The organism is Pseudomonas sp. MWU12-2037, assembly GCF_023242345.1.
Lineage (GTDB): Bacteria > Pseudomonadota > Gammaproteobacteria > Pseudomonadales > Pseudomonadaceae > Aquipseudomonas > Aquipseudomonas gingeri_D.
This window is the reverse complement of record NZ_JALLIZ010000024.1, coordinates 92,976-112,887: the sequence shown is the minus strand read 5'-3', so window position 1 is coordinate 112,887 and position 19,912 is coordinate 92,976. Positions and strand designations below refer to the sequence as shown.

General features: G+C 59.4%; 23 protein-coding genes. 11 read left to right on the top strand and 12 right to left on the bottom strand.

Annotation, left to right across the window (positions count from 1 at the left end):
- Positions 1-490: ribonucleotide-diphosphate reductase subunit beta (locus tag M5B42_RS29180; protein WP_187601521.1), on the top strand; the 490-nt coding region annotated here is incomplete at its 5' end.
- 88 nt (positions 491-578) lie between these two features.
- Here M5B42_RS29180 and M5B42_RS29175 read toward each other — a convergent pair.
- The gene (locus tag M5B42_RS29175) at positions 579-875 is read right to left on the bottom strand and encodes a fructose-bisphosphate aldolase (RefSeq protein WP_152741244.1); all 297 of its coding nucleotides are present in this window, start codon (positions 873-875) and stop codon (positions 579-581) included.
- Between the two features lie 532 nt (positions 876-1,407).
- Between M5B42_RS29175 and M5B42_RS29170 the strand changes: the two genes are divergently transcribed.
- A complete protein-coding gene (locus tag M5B42_RS29170; RefSeq protein ID WP_248747759.1) occupies positions 1,408-2,604 on the top strand; it encodes a Fic family protein in 1,197 nt (398 codons plus the stop codon).
- A 116-nt stretch (positions 2,605-2,720) separates the two neighbouring features.
- The gene (vapB, locus tag M5B42_RS29165; RefSeq protein WP_248747763.1) at positions 2,721-2,972 is read left to right on the top strand and encodes a type II toxin-antitoxin system VapB family antitoxin; all 252 of its coding nucleotides are present in this window, start codon (positions 2,721-2,723) and stop codon (positions 2,970-2,972) included.
- A gap of 2 nt (positions 2,973-2,974) precedes the next feature.
- Here the strand turns inward: vapB and M5B42_RS29160 are convergent, their stop codons facing one another.
- The 3 genes from M5B42_RS29160 to M5B42_RS29150 all read right to left on the bottom strand — a co-directional run bounded on the left by M5B42_RS29160 (position 2,975) and on the right by M5B42_RS29150 (position 3,986).
- Positions 2,975-3,283 (bottom strand): chorismate mutase, encoded by a 309-nt coding sequence (locus M5B42_RS29160; RefSeq protein WP_248747758.1) that lies wholly within the window; start codon positions 3,281-3,283, stop codon positions 2,975-2,977.
- A 62-nt stretch (positions 3,284-3,345) separates the two neighbouring features.
- Complete coding sequence (locus M5B42_RS29155) at positions 3,346-3,747, bottom strand: type II toxin-antitoxin system HicB family antitoxin (protein WP_100944165.1); 402 nt, start codon at positions 3,745-3,747, stop codon at positions 3,346-3,348.
- Positions 3,744-3,986 carry a type II toxin-antitoxin system HicA family toxin gene (locus M5B42_RS29150; protein WP_248747757.1) on the bottom strand — a complete coding sequence of 81 codons (243 nt, stop codon included), beginning with the start codon at positions 3,984-3,986 and terminating at the stop codon, positions 3,744-3,746. The genes M5B42_RS29155 and M5B42_RS29150 overlap by 4 nt, the downstream gene beginning before the upstream one ends.
- 279 nt (positions 3,987-4,265) lie before the next feature.
- On the opposite strand from M5B42_RS29150, the gene M5B42_RS29145 reads away from it, so the two are divergent.
- Positions 4,266-4,595: a helix-turn-helix transcriptional regulator gene (locus M5B42_RS29145; RefSeq protein ID WP_103498814.1), complete on the top strand. Its 330-nt coding sequence runs from the start codon at positions 4,266-4,268 to the stop codon at positions 4,593-4,595.
- Between the two features lie 4 nt (positions 4,596-4,599).
- Here M5B42_RS29145 and M5B42_RS29140 read toward each other — a convergent pair whose 3' ends face one another.
- Together M5B42_RS29140 and M5B42_RS29135 are read right to left on the bottom strand one after the other, a co-directional pair.
- Positions 4,600-5,160, bottom strand: a complete 561-nt coding sequence (locus M5B42_RS29140; RefSeq protein WP_152741248.1) for an AAA family ATPase — start codon at positions 5,158-5,160, stop codon at positions 4,600-4,602.
- Between the two features lie 108 nt (positions 5,161-5,268).
- A complete protein-coding gene (locus tag M5B42_RS29135) occupies positions 5,269-6,207 on the bottom strand; it encodes a GlxA family transcriptional regulator (protein ID WP_248747756.1) in 939 nt (312 codons plus the stop codon).
- A gap of 118 nt (positions 6,208-6,325) precedes the next feature.
- Between M5B42_RS29135 and M5B42_RS29130 the strand changes: the two genes are divergently transcribed.
- A complete protein-coding gene (locus M5B42_RS29130; protein WP_248747755.1) occupies positions 6,326-7,129 on the top strand; it encodes an SDR family oxidoreductase in 804 nt (267 codons plus the stop codon).
- Positions 7,130-7,178: 49 nt separating this feature from the next.
- Here the strand turns inward: M5B42_RS29130 and M5B42_RS29125 are convergent, their stop codons facing one another.
- Together M5B42_RS29125 and M5B42_RS29120 are read right to left on the bottom strand one after the other, a co-directional pair.
- Positions 7,179-8,768 (bottom strand): amidase family protein, encoded by a 1,590-nt coding sequence (locus M5B42_RS29125; RefSeq protein ID WP_248747754.1) that lies wholly within the window; start codon positions 8,766-8,768, stop codon positions 7,179-7,181.
- A gap of 137 nt (positions 8,769-8,905) precedes the next feature.
- Positions 8,906-9,955: an MBL fold metallo-hydrolase gene (locus tag M5B42_RS29120; RefSeq protein ID WP_152741251.1), complete on the bottom strand. Its 1,050-nt coding sequence runs from the start codon at positions 9,953-9,955 to the stop codon at positions 8,906-8,908.
- Positions 9,956-10,153: 198 nt separating this feature from the next.
- On the opposite strand from M5B42_RS29120, the gene M5B42_RS29115 reads away from it, so the two are divergent.
- The 4 genes from M5B42_RS29115 (at position 10,154) to M5B42_RS29100 (ending at position 14,270) form a co-directional block, all read left to right on the top strand.
- Positions 10,154-10,768 carry a TetR/AcrR family transcriptional regulator gene (locus M5B42_RS29115; protein ID WP_103498819.1) on the top strand — a complete coding sequence of 205 codons (615 nt, stop codon included), beginning with the start codon at positions 10,154-10,156 and terminating at the stop codon, positions 10,766-10,768.
- A 169-nt stretch (positions 10,769-10,937) separates the two neighbouring features.
- Positions 10,938-12,020: a diguanylate cyclase gene (locus tag M5B42_RS29110; protein WP_177102638.1), complete on the top strand. Its 1,083-nt coding sequence runs from the start codon at positions 10,938-10,940 to the stop codon at positions 12,018-12,020.
- A 303-nt stretch (positions 12,021-12,323) separates the two neighbouring features.
- Complete coding sequence (locus tag M5B42_RS29105) at positions 12,324-13,634, top strand: PAS domain-containing methyl-accepting chemotaxis protein (protein WP_248747753.1); 1,311 nt, start codon at positions 12,324-12,326, stop codon at positions 13,632-13,634.
- 96 nt (positions 13,635-13,730) lie between these two features.
- Entirely contained in the window at positions 13,731-14,270 is a 540-nt protein-coding gene (locus M5B42_RS29100; protein WP_248747752.1) for a DUF1003 domain-containing protein, read from the top strand.
- A gap of 126 nt (positions 14,271-14,396) precedes the next feature.
- On the opposite strand, the gene M5B42_RS29095 is transcribed toward M5B42_RS29100, so the two are convergent.
- Complete coding sequence (locus M5B42_RS29095; RefSeq protein WP_248747751.1) at positions 14,397-15,302, bottom strand: LysR family transcriptional regulator; 906 nt, start codon at positions 15,300-15,302, stop codon at positions 14,397-14,399.
- A gap of 80 nt (positions 15,303-15,382) precedes the next feature.
- On the opposite strand from M5B42_RS29095, the gene M5B42_RS29090 reads away from it, so the two are divergent.
- Together M5B42_RS29090 and M5B42_RS29085 are read left to right on the top strand one after the other, a co-directional pair.
- On the top strand, positions 15,383-16,102 hold the full coding sequence (locus M5B42_RS29090) for a CTP synthase (protein ID WP_248747750.1): 720 nt from the start codon (positions 15,383-15,385) through the stop codon (positions 16,100-16,102).
- A complete protein-coding gene (locus tag M5B42_RS29085) occupies positions 16,099-16,422 on the top strand; it encodes an antibiotic biosynthesis monooxygenase (RefSeq protein ID WP_152741256.1) in 324 nt (107 codons plus the stop codon). The genes M5B42_RS29090 and M5B42_RS29085 overlap by 4 nt, the downstream gene beginning before the upstream one ends.
- Before the next feature lie 5 nt (positions 16,423-16,427).
- Here the strand turns inward: M5B42_RS29085 and M5B42_RS29080 are convergent, their stop codons facing one another.
- The 3 genes from M5B42_RS29080 to M5B42_RS29070 form a co-directional block, all read right to left on the bottom strand.
- A complete protein-coding gene (locus M5B42_RS29080) occupies positions 16,428-16,757 on the bottom strand; it encodes a DUF2025 family protein (protein WP_103498826.1) in 330 nt (109 codons plus the stop codon).
- 320 nt (positions 16,758-17,077) lie between these two features.
- Positions 17,078-18,322 (bottom strand): OprD family porin, encoded by a 1,245-nt coding sequence (locus M5B42_RS29075; RefSeq protein WP_103498827.1) that lies wholly within the window; start codon positions 18,320-18,322, stop codon positions 17,078-17,080.
- Between the two features lie 121 nt (positions 18,323-18,443).
- Positions 18,444-19,727, bottom strand: coding sequence for an MFS transporter (locus tag M5B42_RS29070; RefSeq protein ID WP_177102646.1), 1,284 nt, complete (start codon positions 19,725-19,727; stop codon positions 18,444-18,446).
- Positions 19,728-19,912 lie beyond the last annotated feature (185 nt).

Sequence of the window (19,912 nt, the reverse complement as noted above, 5' to 3'; positions counted from 1 at the left end):
CGCCTACTACTGCGTGCTGGAAGGGATCTTCTTCTACTGCGGCTTCACCCAGATCCTGTCCATGGGTCGTCGCAACAAGATGACCGGGGTGGCCGAGCAGTTCCAGTACATCCTGCGGGATGAATCCATGCACCTGAACTTCGGCATCGATGTGATCAACCAGATCAAGATCGAGAACCCGCACCTGTGGGATGCCGAGATGAAGGAAGAAGCCACCCAGATGATCCTGCAGGGCACCCAGCTGGAAATCGAATACGCACGCGACACCATGCCGCGCGGCGTGTTGGGCATGAACGCGGCGATGATGGAGGACTACCTCAAGTTCATCGCCAACCGTCGCCTGAGCCAGATCGGTTTGAAGGAAGAGTACCCGGGGACCACCAACCCGTTCCCATGGATGAGCGAGATCATGGACTTGAAGAAAGAGAAGAACTTCTTCGAGACCCGCGTGATCGAGTATCAGACTGGCGGGGCGTTGAGCTGGGATTGATGCCGTTATTCACCCTGGGTGAATAGACTGAAACACCGAAAAGCCCTGAACCTGTTCAGGGCTTTTTCGTTTGCGTCTGATCACTGCGTTATGAAGCCAGGTGCTTCGCTTCCAGCCCTCGCGTTTCGATTACATCGAACACGTCACTGGCATCCTGTAGCAACAACCGTGAGATCGAGGCGATATTGCCCAGGTCTCGCGGGTCGCTGTCGCTTAGCCGGCTGCAGGTGAACAGGATCATCAGTTTGTTGACCGCCCGCATGCGCTCGCTGACGCAAGCATGCAGATCAACCAGCGGGGCATTGCGGTCGATGTAGAGAACAGGGAACTCAGTGGATACGCTGTCCATCGGGATAAAGCGCCTGGGGGTATGCTCGGTATTCATCGTTAAACTCCGTGTTACTAGAGAATGACCACCCTTCGCTGCGAAACGAAATGGGTGGCAGCTGTGCGCGGGTTCGCAGACCGACAAACACGGAAATCGGCAGGCTCGAAAGCCTCCCACACACAGCCACCATGAAACGAGCAGCAGCAAATATACAGCCGCCAACGTCTTCATGATGCTTTTTCGTGTTGTGCAAAAGGGCTGCGAAACCCTTCTCGCCAGATTACCCAGCGAGCCATTCAGACTCTAAGCCCACCTCTTTATCAGGAACAATTCGCCATAGTGGGCAGGCGTCCGATGAGTTTTCTGACTTGGGAGTAGGACGAGATACCAGCGATAGAATGAGCGAAATTAGCTACCTCAAAAACGATCTGAAACCTACTTTTACCACCTCGAGATTCCTGCCAAAGATATCTGCAAAAAAATCTGCAAACCTCCTCAAAAAAATGATGCTATAAGTTCTTACAGCCCTTTAAATACAAGCCATTCAGTCTTCAAAAAATCTGCAAAAAAATCTGCAAAAGGAGCCACAATGTCGTCCACATTGATGACAGGAAACCACTGGCTTGAGCCGCTCATGCCGAGCTTCCCTGCCGAGCTTCTGAAGCTGGCCGAGGACATTCCCTTCCAGGCTGGAAAGCTGACAGGAATGGTCCCACCTGAAATGGCCTCTCGTGTCGGTGGGCTCCTGCGGGTGACCAGCAGCTTTTACAGCAATCTGATTGAAGGCCAGTTTACTGAACCGCTCACATTGGCACCTTCCGCCCCAAAACGCAGCCGCAGAGAGTTGTCAGAACTCGCAATGACTCATATCGGTGCCCAGCAGGCGTTTGAGAGAGCCATGACACTTTATGCTGAGTCGCCCTGGGCTACTTTTTTCGACCCCAAACTCATTGCGCGCGTGCATCGGCGTCTTTTTCATGGAGCGACACCCGAACAATTACGCTTGGTAGACGGCGTCCTGCTGATTCCAGGCCAACTGCGCGACGAAGCACAGAAGAATGTTTTAGTCGGGGATCATGCTGCGCCCGCCAGTACAGCGGTCACCCCCATGCTGGTACGGATGCAACAAGTCTACGGACGCCTTCCCGACGCCCGTAGCCGCCTGCTTGCGACCATGGCCTACCATCATCGGCTAGCCTGGGTTCACCCCTTTGTGGACGGAAACGGACGCAGCATAAGACTGATTACTCATCTGCAATTGCATAAGCTCGGCCTGGCATCGCCGCTGTGGTCTCTTTCAAGAGGGCTGGCGCGACAGCAGAACGCTTATTACGCCTTTCTCGCCAACGCCGACAAACCTCGACGTGGAGACCTCGATGGCCGAGGACAACTCACTCAAGCCGGGTTATTCGAGTTCGTCGGTTTCATGCTGGAGACCTGCCTGGATCAGATGCGCTACACGGAACAGGCGTTGAACGTTGCCCAAATGAGAGCGCGCCTGGAAACCATATTCAAATGGGAGCCGCGTATTCTCAAGGCAGGGCTGAAGCTGGAGTCGGCTCGTGCACTGCATATCCTTTTGACGCAGGGAACGATCAGTCGTGCTGACTTCAAGGTGTTCACCGGCCTCAATGAGCGGACCGCTATCGAACAGCTCAAGATACTCGTAAACCTGGGAATTGTGGAAAGCCTGAGCCCCAAAGCCCGTGACCTGTATCCCGGTTTACCCATCTGGTTTGCGCAGCTTCTATTCCCTGATTTGCATCAGCGAATGATCGGTGCGTGAGCGGTCGATACCTCACAACCCATCAATCATGGCTTGTGAGGTTCTGCCAAAATTCTCGGCCAAGCGTACTTTGCCCTTAACGTATAAGCGAATATTATGGGATATACATCCAACATATCCCGAGGTGTACCGTAGAACAAGGCTCGATTTTCCAGAGTAACCGTAGCCAAGCGGTGAGATTACCCAAAGCCGTAGCGCTGCCTGATGACGTGAAGCGCGTCGATGTCATTGCAATCGGCAGAACAAGGATTATCACCCCTGCTGGCGAATCATGGGATAGCTGGTTTGAGGGTGAGGGGGTGACTGCCGACTTCATGACCGAGCGTGAGCAACCCGCAGATCAGGTGCGGGATTCCTTTTTAGGTTGATGCTAGGAAGGAGATGATAAGTGGCGAGCGCTTCCATGCTCTTGCAGCTCCTGCTCGATAAACGCCGCAATCATGGCCCGGTAGACCTGTTCGACCACATCGGGATTGGCGGCGTACTCCTCGGATAATGCCCGCACCTTGGCGATGACCTGCTCCACGCGCTGTGGAGCCCTGACGGCATCGCTGTCTTTTTTGAAGCGCGCAGCCTCAGTGACATAGGTACCCCGCTCCGCCAGCAGCGTTACGATCTGCCGATCCAGACGGTCGATGTTTTCGCGGACTTCTTCGAGTGATGTACAACGGACGGCCATATCGTTCTATCTCCTGTTGAGACCGGCCACTCTGGCTGATACATCTCTCCCTTTGCAACCCATCAGGCATACAACTCGCGCAACGCCGCCGTCGCCAGAAACCCCGAGCGCGAGGCGTAGCGATGATCCTTCTGCACACGTTCGTCGATCCGCTCAAGCAGATGCTCGGGCAACGAGGCGTTGAATCTAACCGACTTGCCCAGGTAAGGCGTCACATCAAAGTCGACGATGGCCCAGAGACCGCCGGCATAGTCCGGGTTATCCAGATAGACATCGGCCTCCCGCGCATGGGGTAACGGCTCACCGTCAGCCAGCAAACCCTCGAAATGCAAGGCCAAGGCCTCATGCACATTCTCCAGCGCTTCGGAAAAAGTGCTTCCGGCAGAAAAACAACCTGGCACATCCGGCACGGTCACGCCGTAGTCTGATTCCGCCTCTTTATGTAGTACCACTGGAAATTTCATTGGATACCTCGCCCATATGGAAACACGTCATTACGGTTGCCATCGCTATACGCTGTGCCCTTGAGGCCAGCCGACTTCAATATGTTGTGGAGTGTTCCCTTCGGAATTTCCGTTTTGGGATGGGGAACAGTGACGCGGCCTGTCTTGCTCGGATGCCGAAATTGGTGGTGACTTCCTTTCACCGCCACCTCATACCAACCATCGGCTTCGATCAGTTCAATGACATCTCTGCTTCGCATGCTCACTCCTTGAGCTCTGTTGTGTAAGGTACACACGCGCTTGAATCACATCAAGCCAAAAATACACACCCTACACAACATTGTTTTTACCAAGCAAAGAAAGGCCGTGACAAAGCATGTCGTACGGTCAATGCCGACGCATGGGCTGATCCAATCCCTACGAACACAACAGCTCGATACCGATAATCGGAATGCTGAAAAAACGTTTGATCAGGTCGAAAAACAACTGTACAAAAACACAGTATTTTTCAAATCAGCCGATCAAGCCCGGAGAGTGCCATGTCCAGCCAAGCCGCCAGTCATGTGATGAGGACCACCGTTGAACGCATCGTTTTGCATCAATTCACGCCCCGACACTGCCTGCAGGCGCGGGTCATGCTGGGCTGGAGCCATGAGCAACTGAGCCGGGAGTCCGGCGTCTCGGTCGCCGCCATCCAGCGCTTCGAAGCCGGCGAACCACTCAGGGATGTTACCCGACTGGCCCTGGCCTTTCGCTTCGAAGCCGAAGGCCTGGTGTTCTTCCCCGGGTTTGCCCCCGGTCGCGGGATGAATATCCGCGGAACCACACCGGACCCGATCGAGCGCAAGGATTACGAACTGATCGAGTAATCAGCTACACCGATGCAGCCGGCCGCTCCAGCGCGCGCATCACCTGTTCGACCAACGCCTCCACCGGATGCTCGGTGGTGTCCAGCCGCAACACCGGGCATGGCAGGTTCCTGATCCAGGTTTCATGTCGTTTGAGACTGCGGGTGCCATGGTCGCCGGTGTCATAGCCGGCCGCCCACTCCAGGAAGGTACGGGTCGCGACAAACCGCTCTCCCCCTTCGTGGATCTGCGCGCCATAGCGCTGGAACTCGCGAACGCGTAAGCGCTGCAAGCGGACCTCCGGGTCGAGGCGCATGAAAATCGCCAGGGTGAACGCCGGAATCAAGGGGTCGCCCCAGCCACAGAGCGAACCGGAGAGCACCCAGTTGTCCTGCCGGGCCAGTTGCTCACGCAGCAACTGCACCCGCTGGTCACGGGGACGCTTGCAACTGAAAGGCTTGTCGGCGGGCTGCCAGTAAAAGTTGTCCGAGTCAAAATGGGCAATTCCCAAGCGCTCGGCCAGCGCCATACCCAAGGTCGTAGTGCCGGAGCCCGACGCGCCGAAAAGATGAATTCGATGGGCCATGGTTGTTCCTGACGCTCTGCTTCCAGTCTCGAACTAATGGTAGACCCGTACTCGCCTGGGGGCTGAACGAAAAACCCCGCTCGCCAAGCGAGTGATTCCTTACAACGGCTACATCTGCAATTGCAGCGAGCGCCGGATCATCTGCGGCGGCTGACCATAGGCCCGCAGAAAAGCCCGACGCATGCGCTCCGGATCGGCAAAGCCGGTGTCGCGGGCGACGACATCGATGGAGTGCCAGCCCGATTCCATCATCAACCGTGCCGCTTCCAGGCGCAGGTGCTCAATCGCCTTGGCCGGCGACTGCCCGGTCTCGGCACGAAACAGCCGGCTGAACTGACGCGGACTGAGGTGAGCCACTTGCGCCAGTTGCTCAACGGATAAATCTTCCCGCAAGTTCTCCTGGGCAAACGCCAGGGCGCTTTGAATACGATCAGATTTCGGATCAAGGTCCAGCAATGCGGAAAACTGCGACTGGCCACCCGTCCGGCGGTGATAGACCACCAACGTGCGCGCAAGATTGCGAGTCACTTCCACCCCCAGGTCCTGCTCTACCAGGGCTAATGCCAGGTCAATACAGGCGGTCATGCCGGCCGAAGTCCAGATCGGACCATCCACGGTGAAGATCCTGTCCTCCTCCAGTCGAACAGCGGGATGCCATTGCTTGAAAATCCGCGCGTGGTACCAGTGGGTGGTCGCTCGTCGCCCCTCGAGCAGACCGGCCGCCGCCAGGTGAAACGAGCCGGTGCAAGCCGAGGTGATACGCCGGGCAAACGCCGGTGCACCGCGCAGGTAGTCAATCAGGCCTGTCGTCCCTGGCACCAGGTCGTTATCACCCACCACCACCAGCGTGTCGTAATCCTGCACACCGAAGGGCTGGGTCTCGACGCTGAAGCCGATGGAGCTTTTGACCGTACCACCGTGCTCGGAGAGCAGGTCCACCTGATAGACCTCGCGCTCGACTTCCAGATTGGCGTGCTCGAAAACCGTACCGGTCGCCAACGTCAGCGCCTGGAAACCAGGAAACAGGATAATGCCGACACGGATCATGGGCAGGACTCGATAATGTCTCAAAAGGTGGGAGATATGACATTGCCGCCAATAAATTACCACCATAATCTTAACGCCAGCAACGCCGACATCTCGTCGGCCACTCTGGAGCCTTGCAATGACTCAATCATCTTCGAAGGGTTTTGCCCTGATCACTGGCGCTTCCTCCGGTATCGGTGCGGTCTACGCCGACCGTCTGGCGCACCAGGGGTACGACCTGATTCTGGTGGCCCGCAATCGCGAACGCCTGGAGCAACTGGCCGCACGGTTGGGCAACGCGACCCAACGGACCGTCGAAGTGGTTCAGGCCGATTTGAATAACTCGGGCGATCTGGCGCGAATCGCGCAAATCCTCGAACAGGACCAGCGGATCAACCTGCTGGTAAACAACGCCGGTGTCGGGGCATCCGCCTCGCTGCTGGAGTCCGAACAGGCGAAAATGGATGCGATGATTCACTTGAACGTCGTCGCCCTGACCCGTCTGGCCAAAGCGGCGGCGACCAATTTCGTGGCCCGTGCTGAAGGGACGATCATCAATATCGCCTCCATCGTCGCCATCGCCCCCGAGCTGCTCAACGGTGTGTATGGCGGAACCAAGGCTTTTGTACTGGCCTTCACTCAGTCCCTGCATCACGAACTGAGCGAAAAAGGCGTCAAGGTCCAGGCCGTATTACCCGGGGCGATCAGCACCGAGTTCTGGGATATCGCCGGGTTGCCGATACAGCATCTGCCCGGTGAGATCGTGATGAACAGCGAAGATCTGGTGGATGCCGCGCTCGCCGGGCTGGCTCTTGGCGAGCTGGTTACTATCCCGTCGCTGCCGGATATTGCCGATTGGCAAGCCTTCGAACAGGCACGCCAAGCCCTGAAGCCCAACCTGTCGCATCAGGTACCGGCGGCTCGCTATACAGTAAAAGGCTGACCTTGCAACCTGCCACCAGACTCGGTGGCAGGCTCACCGCTACCCGGGCTTATTCAAAGTCCGGGTCCTGTCGCGCATTCGAAGCCTGCTCGTAGCCGTAGGCGATCGCCAGCAGCTCATCCTCGCTCCAGCGCGCACCGTAGAAATATACCGAGGTGGGCATGCCATCGGCATCCATGCCCGAAGGCACGGTAATCCCCGGATACCCGGCAAAGGTTGCGCTGCCCAGTTCAAGCACCGCAAACGGATGAGGATCCCCCAGTGCCGCATCCAGTCCGTTATCCGCCAGCAGCTTATCGACGTTGCCGCGCGCCTCATCGCCCAGTCCGTCCGACAGCTTCAGGTATTCGGCTTCGTCAAATACCAGCGCATTGGCTCGCTTGAGCAGGTCCTGGTTGTAGTTTTCCGCACCGGGATTCTTTTCGTTGTAATCCACCAGTTCCTGAAGGGTAGAGGCCTTCAGACCCGAGCGGCTGGCCAGATAGCCGGGCAGCACCCGCTTGATCGTCATGTCGAACAGGCGGCTCACTCGCGTCCAATCGTTTTCGCTCCAATCGGTCCCCTTCAAGTCGACCGGAACCAGTTGCGCGCCGGCACCACGCAGGGTGTCCAAGGCCTGGGCAAACTGCGGATGCTCGTTCAAGTCTTCACTACCAGGCTTGAAGCGACTGGGATAGCCGATGACCTTGCCTTGTAGCGCATCGGCTTTCAGCTTTTGCGTGTAGTCCTTCGTTGCGGGGACTTGCGCCGTAGCCGGGTCCTGCGGATCGAGGGCCGCCATGGCATTGAGGAGCAAGGCGGCATCACGCACCGTACGTGTAATCGGCCCGGCACTGTCGAGTTCGCGGGAAGCAGGAATGATTCCCGTGCGGCTCAACAACCCCACGGAAGGTCTCAGGCCGACGACACCATTCTTCGACGCCGGGCAAATCACCGACCCGAAGGTATCGGTCCCCAACGACAGCGGTGCATAACCCGCCGCTATCGCCGCAGCGGAACCCGAACTGGAACCACAGACATCGCCCTTGAGCCCATGGGGGTTCCTGGTCAGTCCGCCTCGCCCGCTCCAACCATCAGGCAGTCCATCACCGCGAAAATTCGCCCATTCGCTCATGTTGGTCTTGCCCAGGATGATCGCACCCTGCTCGCGGAGTTTTTGCACGATGAACGCGTCATCAGCCGCGGCGGTGCCGACCATGGCCAATGACCCGGCCGCGCTCTGCATCTGGTCGGCGGTATGGATATTGTCCTTGAGCAACACCGGGATGCCATGCAGAGGGCCACGCAGATTACCCGCCTGGCGCTCTTCGTCCAACGCCTCGGCAATCGACAAGGCCTCGGGATTGAACTCGATCACCGCCTCGATGGCCGGACCGAACGAGTCCAGATCGGCTGCACGGGAGATCAGATAGCTCACCAGTTCCTGCGAAGTGAAGCGCCCTTCGGCCAGCGCCAGTGCCACCTCGGCGGCACTGGCATAGACCATCTGCGCCAACGCCTGGTTTTTAACCGAGGCTGGCGCCGGAAATACAGCTTGGTCGGGAGTATTCGCCTGACTGACAAGGGGTGTCAGACAAAGGGCGTGCAGCAACGCCAAACGGGTGAGCATCACGGCGCGCTTTTTGAGCATTCGATACATGAATCGTGTCCTGAGGAAACCAAACGCCAGTGATCCATTTCACTGGCGGCGGTCATCCTAATGGGCGCTTCCGTCAGAAGCGCCGGACACAATCGGTTGCAGGCTGAGTGAAAATTCAATGTAACCCGTGAGACACCCTAGCGCGCGGTGATCGGCGTCTGCGCCTCTTCCGGGTGCTCCACTTCCAGCCACCAGGCGTACCCGCGATGGGGTTGCAGCAGGTTGAAGGCTTCGCCCATCCGCGGCGTGGTGATGGACACATTGCGTTCCCAGGCCAGGGCCAGGATCCGGTCGAAGGGTTCGTGCCAGACATGGAAGGACAAGTCGAACGTGCCGTTGTGGATCGGCAGCAACCAACGGCCCTTGAGGTCCAGGTGCGCCTGCAGGCTCTGTTCCGGTTGCATGTGCACATGGGGCCAATCGACGTTGTAGGCACCGGTTTCCATCAGGGTCAGGTCGAAGGGGCCGTAATGTTCACCGATGTGCTTGAAGCCTTCGAAATAACCGCTGTCACCACTGAAGAAGATCCGCTGCTCGCCCACCATCATCACCCAGGACGCCCACAGCGTCTGGTTGTTGTCGAACATCGTGCGACCGGAAAAGTGCTGTGCCGGGGTGGCGGCGAAACGAATGTCGCCGACCTGGGTTTCTTCCCACCAGTCCAGTTGCCGGACCTTGTCAGCGGGGATACCCCACTTGATCAACAGATCGCCCACGCCCATGGGCGCGAGGAAATAGCGGGTCTTGGCAGCGAGTTGCAGGACGGTCTTATAGTCCAGATGATCGTAATGATTGTGGGAAAGAATCACGCCCTCGATAGGCGGCAACTCTTCAAGGCTGATGGGCGGTTGATGAAAGCGCTTGGGACCGGCCCATTGCACTGGCGACGCACGTTCGGCGAACACCGGATCGGTCAACCAGAACAGGCCCTGCAGCTTGAGCAACAAGGTCGAATGGCCAAGACGAAAGACACTGAAGTCTTCCGCCGCCAACAACTGCTCACGGGTCAGCCCCAGGACCGGAACGCTGCCGGACGGACGGGTAGTGCGGGGTTTGTGAAAGAGCATCTTCCAGAAAATACCGAGCATCTTGCCAAACCCGCCCTGGGGGGTGGGAGCATGGTTGCGGTACTGCCCCTGCTCCTGCAAGGACGAGGGTTTGGCGCGGGTAAGCGAACGAGTGGTCATTACGGGGTGACTCCCGGAAACCGCCAAGGGTTCCCACGTTCTTCTGCTGAATGATCAAGGGCCGCTGCACGCAAGCCTTGAACCGATGAAATACTGGAGTAGAGCAACTACACTACACAGTGTAGTTTCAAGCTTGCAACAACGCTGCCGATAAGTAAACTACCGAGTGTAATTTTTCTTTTCCTGCCGAAGCCGCCCATGACCGCTCCCCTACGCCTGACCGACCGCAAACGTGAAGCCATCATCCAGGCGGCCATCGAGGCCTTTCGCGCCGACGGTTTCGAGGCCACCAGCATGGACAAGATCGCCGCCAAGGCGGAGGTGTCCAAGCGCACGGTGTACAACCACTTTCCCAGCAAGGAAGAGTTGTTCGCGGAAATCATGCACCACCTGTGGGCCAGCAGTGCGGCACAAGTGGATATGTCCTACCACCCGGATCGCAGCTTGCGTGAGCAGTTGCGCGAATTGATGGCCTTGAAACTGCGCCTGCTCAGTGAAAGCAGCTTTCTCGACCTGGCCCGTGTGGCCATCGCCGCCACCATCCATTCACCCGAGCGCGCCCAAGGCATGGTCGCGCGCCTGGCCGAACGGGAAGAAGCCTTCAACCAGTGGATTCGTGATGCCCAGGCCGACGGCACCTTCAAAGCCGTGGACCCGGCCTTCGCCGCGGCGCAGTTGCACGGCCTGCTCAAAACCTTCGCCTTCTGGCCACAGATCAGCCTCGGCCAGCCGCCCCTGGACCCCTCTACCCAGAGCCGCGTCATAGAATCGTCGCTGGATCTGTTTCTCGCCGGCTACGAAATCGTCAAATAGCCGGCACAGACCGCTAAAACCGCCTCAAGACCTTCTAAATGGCTTGGAAGGACACTGATTATTCTTTACGGAATGCTCGACAATATTCATCCTTCTTATCCGATGAACGGCCGTTCCGTGCAGAACACCGCCCAGGTGTTCAGATGAATAAAGTGGCGCAAAAAAACCTATGCAAATCCAACGAGGCAAAGGGCTATCGTTTGCCAAGCGCATTTACCTGCCCCGTACGGTAGGCGTTGGTATCGGTTGCTTCAGCATAATCGCCGCACTTTACCCGTTGGCCATGCCAACGTGGATCTGGGTACTGCTTAGCATCAACGCAGTGGCCTGGCCGCACCTGGCTTATCAGATCGCGAAACGCTCGCCCTTTCCCTATCGGGCTGAACGCCGCAATATCCTCATCGATTCGCTGATGGGCGGATTCTGGGCCGCGACCATCCAGTTCACGCCACTGACCACGGTCAACATGCTGGCCTTGATGGCCATGCACAACGTCGCCGCCGGCGGACCCCGGCTGATGGCCCAGGGGCTGGTCGCCCAGGCCATAGGCATCCTGGTGTCCTGGCTGATCTTCGCCCCGGCCTTCAACCCGCTGACCACGCCGATACAGATCTACAGCGTGCTGCCGGTGCTGATCCTCTATCCCCTGGTGATCGGCATAGGTTGCTATCAACTGGCGATCAACCTGGCCGAACACAAACGCACCCTCAGTGCCCTGAGCCGCACCGACAGCCTGACCGGGCTGCTCAATCACGGCTCCTGGAAAGACCTCCTGCACCTCAAGTTCCACAAATGCCGCCACAGCCAGTGCCAAGCAGTGATTGCGTTGATCGACATTGACCATTTCAAGGCCATCAACGACACCTACGGCCACCTGGTCGGCGACAGCGTGCTGCGCCAATTGAGCAAGGACCTGCGCGATAACCTGCGCGAAGATGACCTGGCCGGGCGTTATGGCGGCGACGAGTTCTGCGTGATCCTGCCGGAGATGTCACTGGAGCGGGCCAATGACGTCATGGAGCGCCTGCGTGAGGTGTTCGGCAACTATCGCAATGCCGAGGTCCCGGAATTACGGGTCAGCCTGAGTATCGGCCTGGCCTCCTGCCGCCGGGATTTCAGCGATGCCGGCGCCTGGCTGAACGAAGCCGACAAGGCGCTCTATGTCGCCAAGAACACCGGGCGCAACAAGGTCAACAGCGCCGAAGAGGACAGCGCCGAGGGGTGCGCGTGCAACCTGGTCAACTCGGCTTGAGCCACGCCGCCAGTCTGAAAGACGCCCCATAAAATTGTACAAACACACATTGTTTTGTATAAGAAAAGAAATATCATTAGGCCATTATTCAGTCATCTTTTTTTTGAACGATCACTTGGATATAGACATTCGCACAACCCATGGCCGTTCATGGGTGTGGCAGTGCGGTGGGCTGTATCAAATGAACCACCAGTCATGGAGCACTGGTACCGGGCTGCTACTTCCCTTGCCCCTCTCGGACAAGCCGCAAGCCGCATGATCAGGGACTAACTCTCACGTTCTATCCCTCTCCGAGCAGACGCCATGCTATTTGCCTCCCATAAGAAAGCCATCAGTACCCTGCAACAATCCGTCACCGAGCAAGCCAACCAACTCGCGGCCATCGACCGCTCCATGATCGTGATCGAGTTCGACCTCAATGGCATGGTCCTGCGCGCCAACGAGAACTTTCTCAAGGCCACCGGCTATCGCCAGGAGCAGGTGGTGGGCCAGGCGCACCGGACGCTCTGCACGCCGGCCTACGCCCGCAGCAGCGAGTACAGCCAGCTTTGGTCACGACTGAAGTCCGGCCAGTTCGAAGCCGGGACCTTCGAGCAGGTCACGGCCGATGGCCGGTCCATCTGGTTGGAAGCCAGCTACAACCCGATCAAGAATGACAGCGGCAGTCTCTTCAAGGTCATCGCCTACGCCCTGGACATCACCGCCAGGATGCAACAGGAGAGCGAGGCCAACGGCAAGTTGCAGGCTATCGACCGGGCCATGGCGATGATCGAATTCAACCTCGATGGCAGTGTCATCTCTGCCAACCAGAACTTCCTCAAGCTGATGGGCTACACCCTGGCGGAGATCCAGGGCAAGCACCACAAGATATTCTGCAACCCGGCCACCACCAACAGCAGCGAGTACCAGGATTTCTGGCGCCGCCTGAACCAGGGCGAGTTCTTCAACGGCCAGTTCGAACGCGTCGGCAAGCGTGGCCAGACCCTGTGGCTCGAGGCCAGCTACAACCCGGTATACGACGCCGGCGGTCGCTTGTGCAAAGTGGTCAAGTTGGCTTCGGACGTTACCAGCGGTGTCGAGAAACACGAACAGGATGCCAAAAGTGCGACCGAGGCCTATCACCTCTCGATCGAGACGCGAAAAGTCGCCGAGCACGGTACTGGCGTTATCCAGCAGGCCGCCACCGAGATGCGTGAAATTGCCTCGAACATCGAAGGCTCCTCCACGCTGATCGCCAAACTGGGCGAGCGCTCCGAACAGATCACCGCCATCGTCAACACCATTCGCGGGATTGCCGACCAGACCAACCTGCTGGCGTTGAACGCGGCCATTGAAGCGGCTCGGGCCGGCGAACAGGGACGCGGCTTCGCGGTGGTCGCCGACGAGGTGCGCTTGCTGGCGGCGCGCACCAGCGGTTCGACCGCAGAGATTTCCGAGATGATCGGCATGATCCAGAACGAAACCCTGAAGGCCATCGACAGCATGAACGGCACCCGCGACCGAGCGGCCAAAGGGGTCGACCTGGCGGACCAGGCCGGCACGGTGATCCTGCAGATTCGCGAAGGGGCCAATCAGGCGGTGCGCGCGGTCAGCATGTTCGCTGGGCAGAGCTGATACACAGCGGGCCAGACGAGAGCGCCAGGGATGGCGCCGGGCAACGTCGGATAGGGCTATAGTGAGCCTTGATTCCCACGCCTTGCAGAGTCCACCATGACGTCAGAAAGCCCTGAAGCGAAAAGTCCTGAAACCCCGAAGAAAATCGTCGACCATCTGCGCTTCCATCGCCCCCACGCCCACCTGTCCACCACCTTCGGCAACGACACCTTTGCGCTGAAGGCCGAAGCCTTTGCACGGTTTTTTGGTACGCCGATGTTTCTCGGTGCCCAGACGGTGATCGTCGCGGCCTGGATTATCCTCAACGTCGCGGGCGTGACCCAGTTCGACGTCTACCCGTTCATCCTGCTCAACCTGGCGTTCAGCCTGCAAGCGGCCTATGCCGCGCCCTTGATCCTGCTGGCCCAGACTCGCCAGGCCGCGCGGGACAAAGCCCATTCCGACGCGGACGCCCAGCACCGCGAAGCCCTGGCTGTCGCCAATACCGAACGGCAGGCCGAGGCGGCGAAAACCACCGAGCAACTGCTGGCGCTGCTCGAACAGAACACCCAACTGACCGAAATGACCAAGCAACTGACCGAACGTATCGAGGGTCTGACGCTGGAGATGCACGAGCATTTCGTGCGCAAGACCTGAGTCGTCGGTGAAACGCTGTTTTAAAAACACCGCGTACCTGTAGGAGCCTGGCTTGCCAGCGAAGCTTTCAGCGTCCTCAAGGACGCCTCGCGGGCAAGCCAGGCGCCTACAAGGGCCTGTGTGTTTTCAGGAAAGTATTTCGGCACCAGGCCCAAGGCGAATAGATTGGGCCAGCTCATCGAACAAGGTCACCACCGAGCGCAACGCCCGGCAATCGGGACGGGTCAGCAGCCACAACGCCGTATTGTAGCTCGGCGGCACTTCGGCCAGGGGCCGCAAGCCCTGCTGCTCACCCAGCAGGAAATCCGGCAACACCGCAATGCCCAATCCGGCCCGCGCCAACTCCGCCACCGACAACATGCTGTTGCAGCGGTAACTCGGTACCACCCCGGGGAAATGCTGGCGACGCCAGCTCACGCTCGGATGCTCGGGCAGAAAATCATCCGGGGCGATCCAGACCCCTCGCTCCAGATCCTCAGGAACAACCGCCGGCAAATACCCCGGACTGGCACACACCCGATAAGACACCGCACCCAGGCAACGCCCCACCAGATGCTCCGGTGGCGAGTCAGTCAACCGCAAGGCGATATCGGCATCGCGCCGGTTCAGGTTGGCGAAATCGTTGGAGGTGCTGAGCTCCAGGGTCAAGGCCGGATAAGCCGGCATAAACCGCGCCAGCGCCGGTAACAAAAGCGCATGCAGGACCGAATCGGTACAGGTCAGGCGCACCGTACCACTGATCACCTCGCCGCCCTGCTCAATGCTGACACACGCGGCTTCCAACGCCTGCTCGGCACGCTCCGCCTGTTCGGCCAGGGATTGCGCCAGGCTGGTGGGCAGATAACCGGCGCGGCTCTTTTCGAACAGCTCACGGCCCAGTGAGGCCTCCAACCGACGCACCGAACGGAACACCGTCGAGACATCGACCTTGAGCAATCCCGCCGCCCGTGCCAGGGAGCGTCCGCGGACCAGCGCCAGAATCAGCGAAAGGTCGGCGTGCTCCATCCGATAGTGCAACGGTGCATTGATCAATTGGGTAACTGCCTATATTGAATGCGTCGCCGCCACCTTATAGTTCGCCCCAGGAATCAACAAGCCTGAGGGAAAACTCCATGGAACAGCGCTCGCCACACACCGCCCTGAACATTGCCCTGATCGGCGATCACGACCCACAGGTCACCGCTCACCGCGCCATTCCCGTGGCTCTGCAACGGGCGGCCGAGGCTGCCGGGCTTGAGGTAAGGGCTCACTGGCTGGCCACGGATAGCCTCACACCGCAGACCGACCTGAGCCTTTTTGCTGGTTTCTGGTGCGTACCGGCCAGCCCCTACCGCAGCCTGGAAGGCGCATTGCGGGCGATCACTTACGCCCGCGAACAACAGCGACCGTTTCTCGGCACCTGTGGCGGTTTCCAGCATGCCGTCCTGGAATATGCGCGTCATGTTCTCGGCTGGACGGATGCCGAGCATGGCGAAACAGCGCCCGACTCGGCGCGCGCGGTGATTTCACCGTTGAGCTGCTCCCTGGTCGAAGCCCACGACCGCATCCAGTTTATCGAAGGCACGCTGATCGCCAAGGCTTACGGGGCCCTGGAAACCCACGAAGGTTATCACTGCCGCTACGGCATCAATCCCGAGTTCGAAAGCGCCTTGCTCGATGGCGACCTGCGCGCCGGCGGCCATGACGCCCAGGGCGATCTGCGCGCGCTCGAACTCAAGGGGCATCCGTTCTTCGTCGCGACCCTGTTCCAGCCCGAACGCGCGGCGCTGGAAGGCCGTATCCCGGCGTTGACCAGTGCATTCCTGGCGGCCTGCGCGAGCCAGCAACAATGATCGCCCAGACACCGCAACCGCCCTACTACGCCGTTATCTTCACCTCCCTGCGCACCGAGGGTGATCATGGTTATGGCGAAGCGGCAGAGCGCATGGTCGAACTGGCCCGACAACAGCCGGGCTTTCTCGGCGTCGAGTCGGCCCGGGGCGAGGATGGCCTGGGCATCACCGTGTCCTACTGGAGCGACGAAGCGGCAATCCTGGCCTGGAAACAACATGCCGAACACAGCGAAATCCGTGAACGCGGCCGTTCAACCTGGTACCAGGCCTGTCATACCCGGGTGTGCAAGGTCGAACGGGCCTACTCTTTCCAGCGTTGATCACCTCAGGAGGCGATGAGTGCCCGGCGCAGCGCGACAATCTCGGGAATATCCACGCGCCGCTGGTACACCCGCAGCGGTTCGCTGATGTTGATCCGATCGTCAATGTTCTGGTCCAGCAGCAGTTGAATCCGTTCGCGGCTCAGGCTCATGGTCTCTTCCGCGGCCGGCACCCAGACAAACTCGCAGGCCGCAAAGATGGCGTCATCCGCCACGTCCATGCCGAAGGCGTCCTCACTGAAGCGGACGATGTACTGGGCGGTCTTGTGATTGAAGCCGACAAAACCCTTGAGTTGGTCAGCGGCCTGGCAGATAAGCTCGGATGTGATCGACATGGTAAACCCTGCTTCAGAGCCACAAGGCTCATGGATGGACGGTTTACACGCAGGGCACAGGCCTGTCCCTCTGGCGGGGAAATCGGCGACAAATACTGTTGCACAATACCCGAGGAAAACGCCGAAAACCGGATCTGGAGCAGGTTTGTGTCGGTTTCGCGATAGCCCCTGTAGCAATCCGTTGTTGATGGGCTGAAGTGGGACGTCAAGCTCGACGCCAAGACCGGCGCGGTGCTTCACGACAAGAAAGACACCTGCTCCCACGCTGACCTTGCGCGAGCCGGACAAGCCGACTCCCGCAAGGTCCTGGTTACAAGCGCTTACCAGAGCGCCAAGGTGTAGCTGATGATCAGACGGTTCTCGTCCAGGTCATTGCCGAAGTTCGAACGCACCGTCGCATTGCGCCACTTCACCCCCACCCCTTTGAGCGTCCCGTCCTGGAACACATAACCGATATCGGTGTTGCGTTCCCATTCCTTGCCTTCACCCGGAATCGTCCTTTGCACATTGTCACCGGATACGTAGCGGGTCATGAAGGTCAGGCCCGGCAAGCCCAGCTGTGCAAAGTCGTAGTCATAACGCACCTGCAAGGAACGTTCGTCGATATTGGCGAAGTCGCCGATCTGCACGAAGTTCACCAGGTACGGATCGCTGTGCCCGATATACGGGAACGGGTCCTTGCCGCTCATGCGCTGATAGCCGAAGCCCAGGGAGTTGCCCTTGAAGGAGTATGTGAACATCCCGCCCAATGCGCGGTTATCCAGCGGACGGAAGTTGCCGTCCTCGGCACTGCGGGCGTAACGCAGGTCGGTCTTCAAGCTCTGGCCCTGGCCCAGGTCCCAGTTATGCACCAGGCCCAGGAAGTTCTGCTGGTAGATATTCTCCAGCTTGCCATAGCGATACTGGGTCAGCAGGTTGGGCAGCCACTGGTAGTCGGCCCCGGCGAATTGGAACTTGTCGCTCGAACCGCCGATACGGTTGGCCGTCATCTTCTGATCATCGGTGGAGTCGACGTAGCGGATCTGGTTGAAGGAGCCCCCGGTCAGCCTCAAGTGGTCGATTTCCTGCACGTTCAGCAAACCGCCCTGAAAGGTCCCGGGCAACAAGCGGGTATCGTTGGAGATGATCACCGGGTCCTTCATCTGGAAGCTACCGACCTTCAGCGTGCTTTTGGAAATACGCACCTTGGCCGCCGCCGCCAGCTTGCCGTAGCTGTCCTGGGAACCGCCGTGGCGGGTGTCCGCCGGCAACAGGCCGGTCCCCGCCGTGCCCGGTCCCGAGTCCAGTTTGTAACCGACCATGCCCAGGGCATCGAGGCCGAAACCGACGGTGCCTTCGGTGTAGCCCGATTCCATGCGCAACAGGAAACCCTGGGCCCATTCATCGGCTTTTTCCCGGGAACCCGGCTGGCGAAAATCTCGGTTGAAGTAGAAGTTGCGTGCTTCCAGGGTCCCCTTGCTGTCGGCGAGGAAATCCGCCCGGGCGCCCGGCGCCCAGAGCAGGCCCAAGCCCACTAACGCGCTCACTGGCACGGAAAAACGTGATAAATGATCGAACGACTTCATGGTGTGCTCCTTTATTGCGGACGCGAGCCGACCCTCTCGGGGGCGTTGGGATCGCGACCGATGTGGTTGAAATGTCAGGATCAGTAGTCCCTGGGCCCGCCGGACCCAGGTGCGTCGGACATCAGCTCTCGAGCTGGCGACCGCGGGTTTCAGGCAGGCTCAGGGCCGCCAGGATCACCACCGCGTAAGCGCCGGCGGCAAACACACCGATGCCGACGCCAATCGGCAGGGTTTCACTCAGCGCACCGATAAACAGTGGGAACAACGCGGCGATGGAGCGCCCGGCGTTGTAGCAGAAGCCCTGGCCCGACCCACGCATGCGGGTGGGAAACAGCTCGGTGAGGAACGCCCCCATGCCGGCGAAGATGCCCGAGGCGAAGAAGCCCAGGGGAAAGCCCAGCCAGAGCATCCAGGTGTTATCGATGGGCAACTGGGTGTAGGCCAGGACGATGCTCATGGAGCCGACGGCAAAGAGGATGAAGTTCTTCTTGCGGCCGATGGCGTCGGTCAGCAATGCACTGATGACGTAGCCGACATAGGAACCGACGATCACCATCGCCAGATAGCCGCCCGTGCCCAGCACACTCAGGCCGCGCTCGGTTTTCAGATAGGTCGGCAACCAGGTGGTGATCGCGTAGTAACCGCCCAGCGCACCGGTGGTCAGCAGCGAAGCGCGCAAGGTGGTGCTGAGCATCCGCGGCGCGAAGATCTCGAAGAAGGCCCAGGGCGAAGGCTTTTCAGCCTGGCTCAGACGCTCGTCCCGAGCCTGCTCGAAGGTGTCGGACTCCTTGACCAACCGGCGGATCACCAGCACGAACAGCGCCGGTACCAGACCGACCATGAACAGCGCCCGCCAGGCCTGCTCCGGTGGTAGAAAGCTGAACAGGCCCGCATAGAGCAGGGCCGTCAGGCCCCAGCCCAGCGCCCAGCCGGCCTGCACCATGCCCACCGCCTTGCCACGATCCTGGGAGCGGATCACCTCGCCGATCAGCACCGCGCCGGCGGTCCACTCGCCACCAAAACCGAAGCCCATCAGCGTGCGCGCCACCAGCAGTTGGTCGTAGTTCTGGGCCAGCCCGCACATGAAGGTGAAGAAGGCAAACCAGAGCACCGTCAGTTGCAGGGTGCGCACCCGACCGATGCGGTCGGAGAGAATCCCGGCGATCCAGCCGCCGGCCGCCGAGGCCAGCAAGGTCGAGGTGCCGATCAACCCGGCCTCGCCCTTGGAAATGCCCCAGGTGGCAATCAGGGTGGGAATCACGAAACTCAGCATCTGGGTGTCCATGCCATCCAGGCCATAGCCGATCTTGCAACTCCAGAAGGTGCGCTTTTCATTTTTGCTCAGCGGGGCGTACCAGGCGAACGGGCCGGCACGGCGCGTCCCTGAAGGCACGGGGTCAGTCATGGTGTGTTCCATGGAGGGTTCCTGCGGCAGCAAGGGAAGATGACGGACACGCCTCATTGTTTTTTTGTGAAGGCGTTGTCGTGGAGAACCGATGCAGATGCGCTACATCGTGGAGTGGATTCTTCGCGCCGGAGCGGCACAGCGTCAAACGGGAAAAAAGCCGGTCAATGCATAAGAAAAGTTGA

Bases quoted from the DNA above. Each gene is read 5' to 3' on its own strand.
- M5B42_RS29170 (WP_248747759.1), top strand. From the start codon at position 1,408: ATGTCGTCCACATTGATGACAGGAAACCACTGGCTTGAGCCGCTCATG.
- M5B42_RS29145 (WP_103498814.1), top strand. From the start codon at position 4,266: ATGTCCAGCCAAGCCGCCAGTCATGTGATGAGGACCACCGTTGAACGC.
- M5B42_RS29105 (WP_248747753.1), top strand. From the start codon at position 12,324: ATGCTATTTGCCTCCCATAAGAAAGCCATCAGTACCCTGCAACAATCC.
- M5B42_RS29070 (WP_177102646.1), bottom strand. From the start codon at position 19,727: ATGACTGACCCCGTGCCTTCAGGGACGCGCCGTGCCGGCCCGTTCGCC.
- M5B42_RS29090 (WP_248747750.1), top strand. From the start codon at position 15,383: ATGGAACAGCGCTCGCCACACACCGCCCTGAACATTGCCCTGATCGGC.
- M5B42_RS29140 (WP_152741248.1), bottom strand. From the start codon at position 5,160: ATGGCCCATCGAATTCATCTTTTCGGCGCGTCGGGCTCCGGCACTACG.
- M5B42_RS29150 (WP_248747757.1), bottom strand. From the start codon at position 3,986: ATGCGAAGCAGAGATGTCATTGAACTGATCGAAGCCGATGGTTGGTAT.
- M5B42_RS29080 (WP_103498826.1), bottom strand. From the start codon at position 16,757: ATGTCGATCACATCCGAGCTTATCTGCCAGGCCGCTGACCAACTCAAG.
- M5B42_RS29100 (WP_248747752.1), top strand. From the start codon at position 13,731: ATGACGTCAGAAAGCCCTGAAGCGAAAAGTCCTGAAACCCCGAAGAAA.
- M5B42_RS29175 (WP_152741244.1), bottom strand. From the start codon at position 875: ATGAATACCGAGCATACCCCCAGGCGCTTTATCCCGATGGACAGCGTA.
- M5B42_RS29155 (WP_100944165.1), bottom strand. From the start codon at position 3,747: ATGAAATTTCCAGTGGTACTACATAAAGAGGCGGAATCAGACTACGGC.
- M5B42_RS29160 (WP_248747758.1), bottom strand. From the start codon at position 3,283: ATGGCCGTCCGTTGTACATCACTCGAAGAAGTCCGCGAAAACATCGAC.
- M5B42_RS29075 (WP_103498827.1), bottom strand. From the start codon at position 18,322: ATGAAGTCGTTCGATCATTTATCACGTTTTTCCGTGCCAGTGAGCGCG.
- M5B42_RS29130 (WP_248747755.1), top strand. From the start codon at position 6,326: ATGACTCAATCATCTTCGAAGGGTTTTGCCCTGATCACTGGCGCTTCC.
- M5B42_RS29115 (WP_103498819.1), top strand. From the start codon at position 10,154: ATGACCGCTCCCCTACGCCTGACCGACCGCAAACGTGAAGCCATCATC.
- M5B42_RS29110 (WP_177102638.1), top strand. From the start codon at position 10,938: ATGCAAATCCAACGAGGCAAAGGGCTATCGTTTGCCAAGCGCATTTAC.
- M5B42_RS29135 (WP_248747756.1), bottom strand. From the start codon at position 6,207: ATGATCCGTGTCGGCATTATCCTGTTTCCTGGTTTCCAGGCGCTGACG.
- M5B42_RS29120 (WP_152741251.1), bottom strand. From the start codon at position 9,955: ATGACCACTCGTTCGCTTACCCGCGCCAAACCCTCGTCCTTGCAGGAG.
- M5B42_RS29125 (WP_248747754.1), bottom strand. From the start codon at position 8,768: ATGTATCGAATGCTCAAAAAGCGCGCCGTGATGCTCACCCGTTTGGCG.
- M5B42_RS29085 (WP_152741256.1), top strand. From the start codon at position 16,099: ATGATCGCCCAGACACCGCAACCGCCCTACTACGCCGTTATCTTCACC.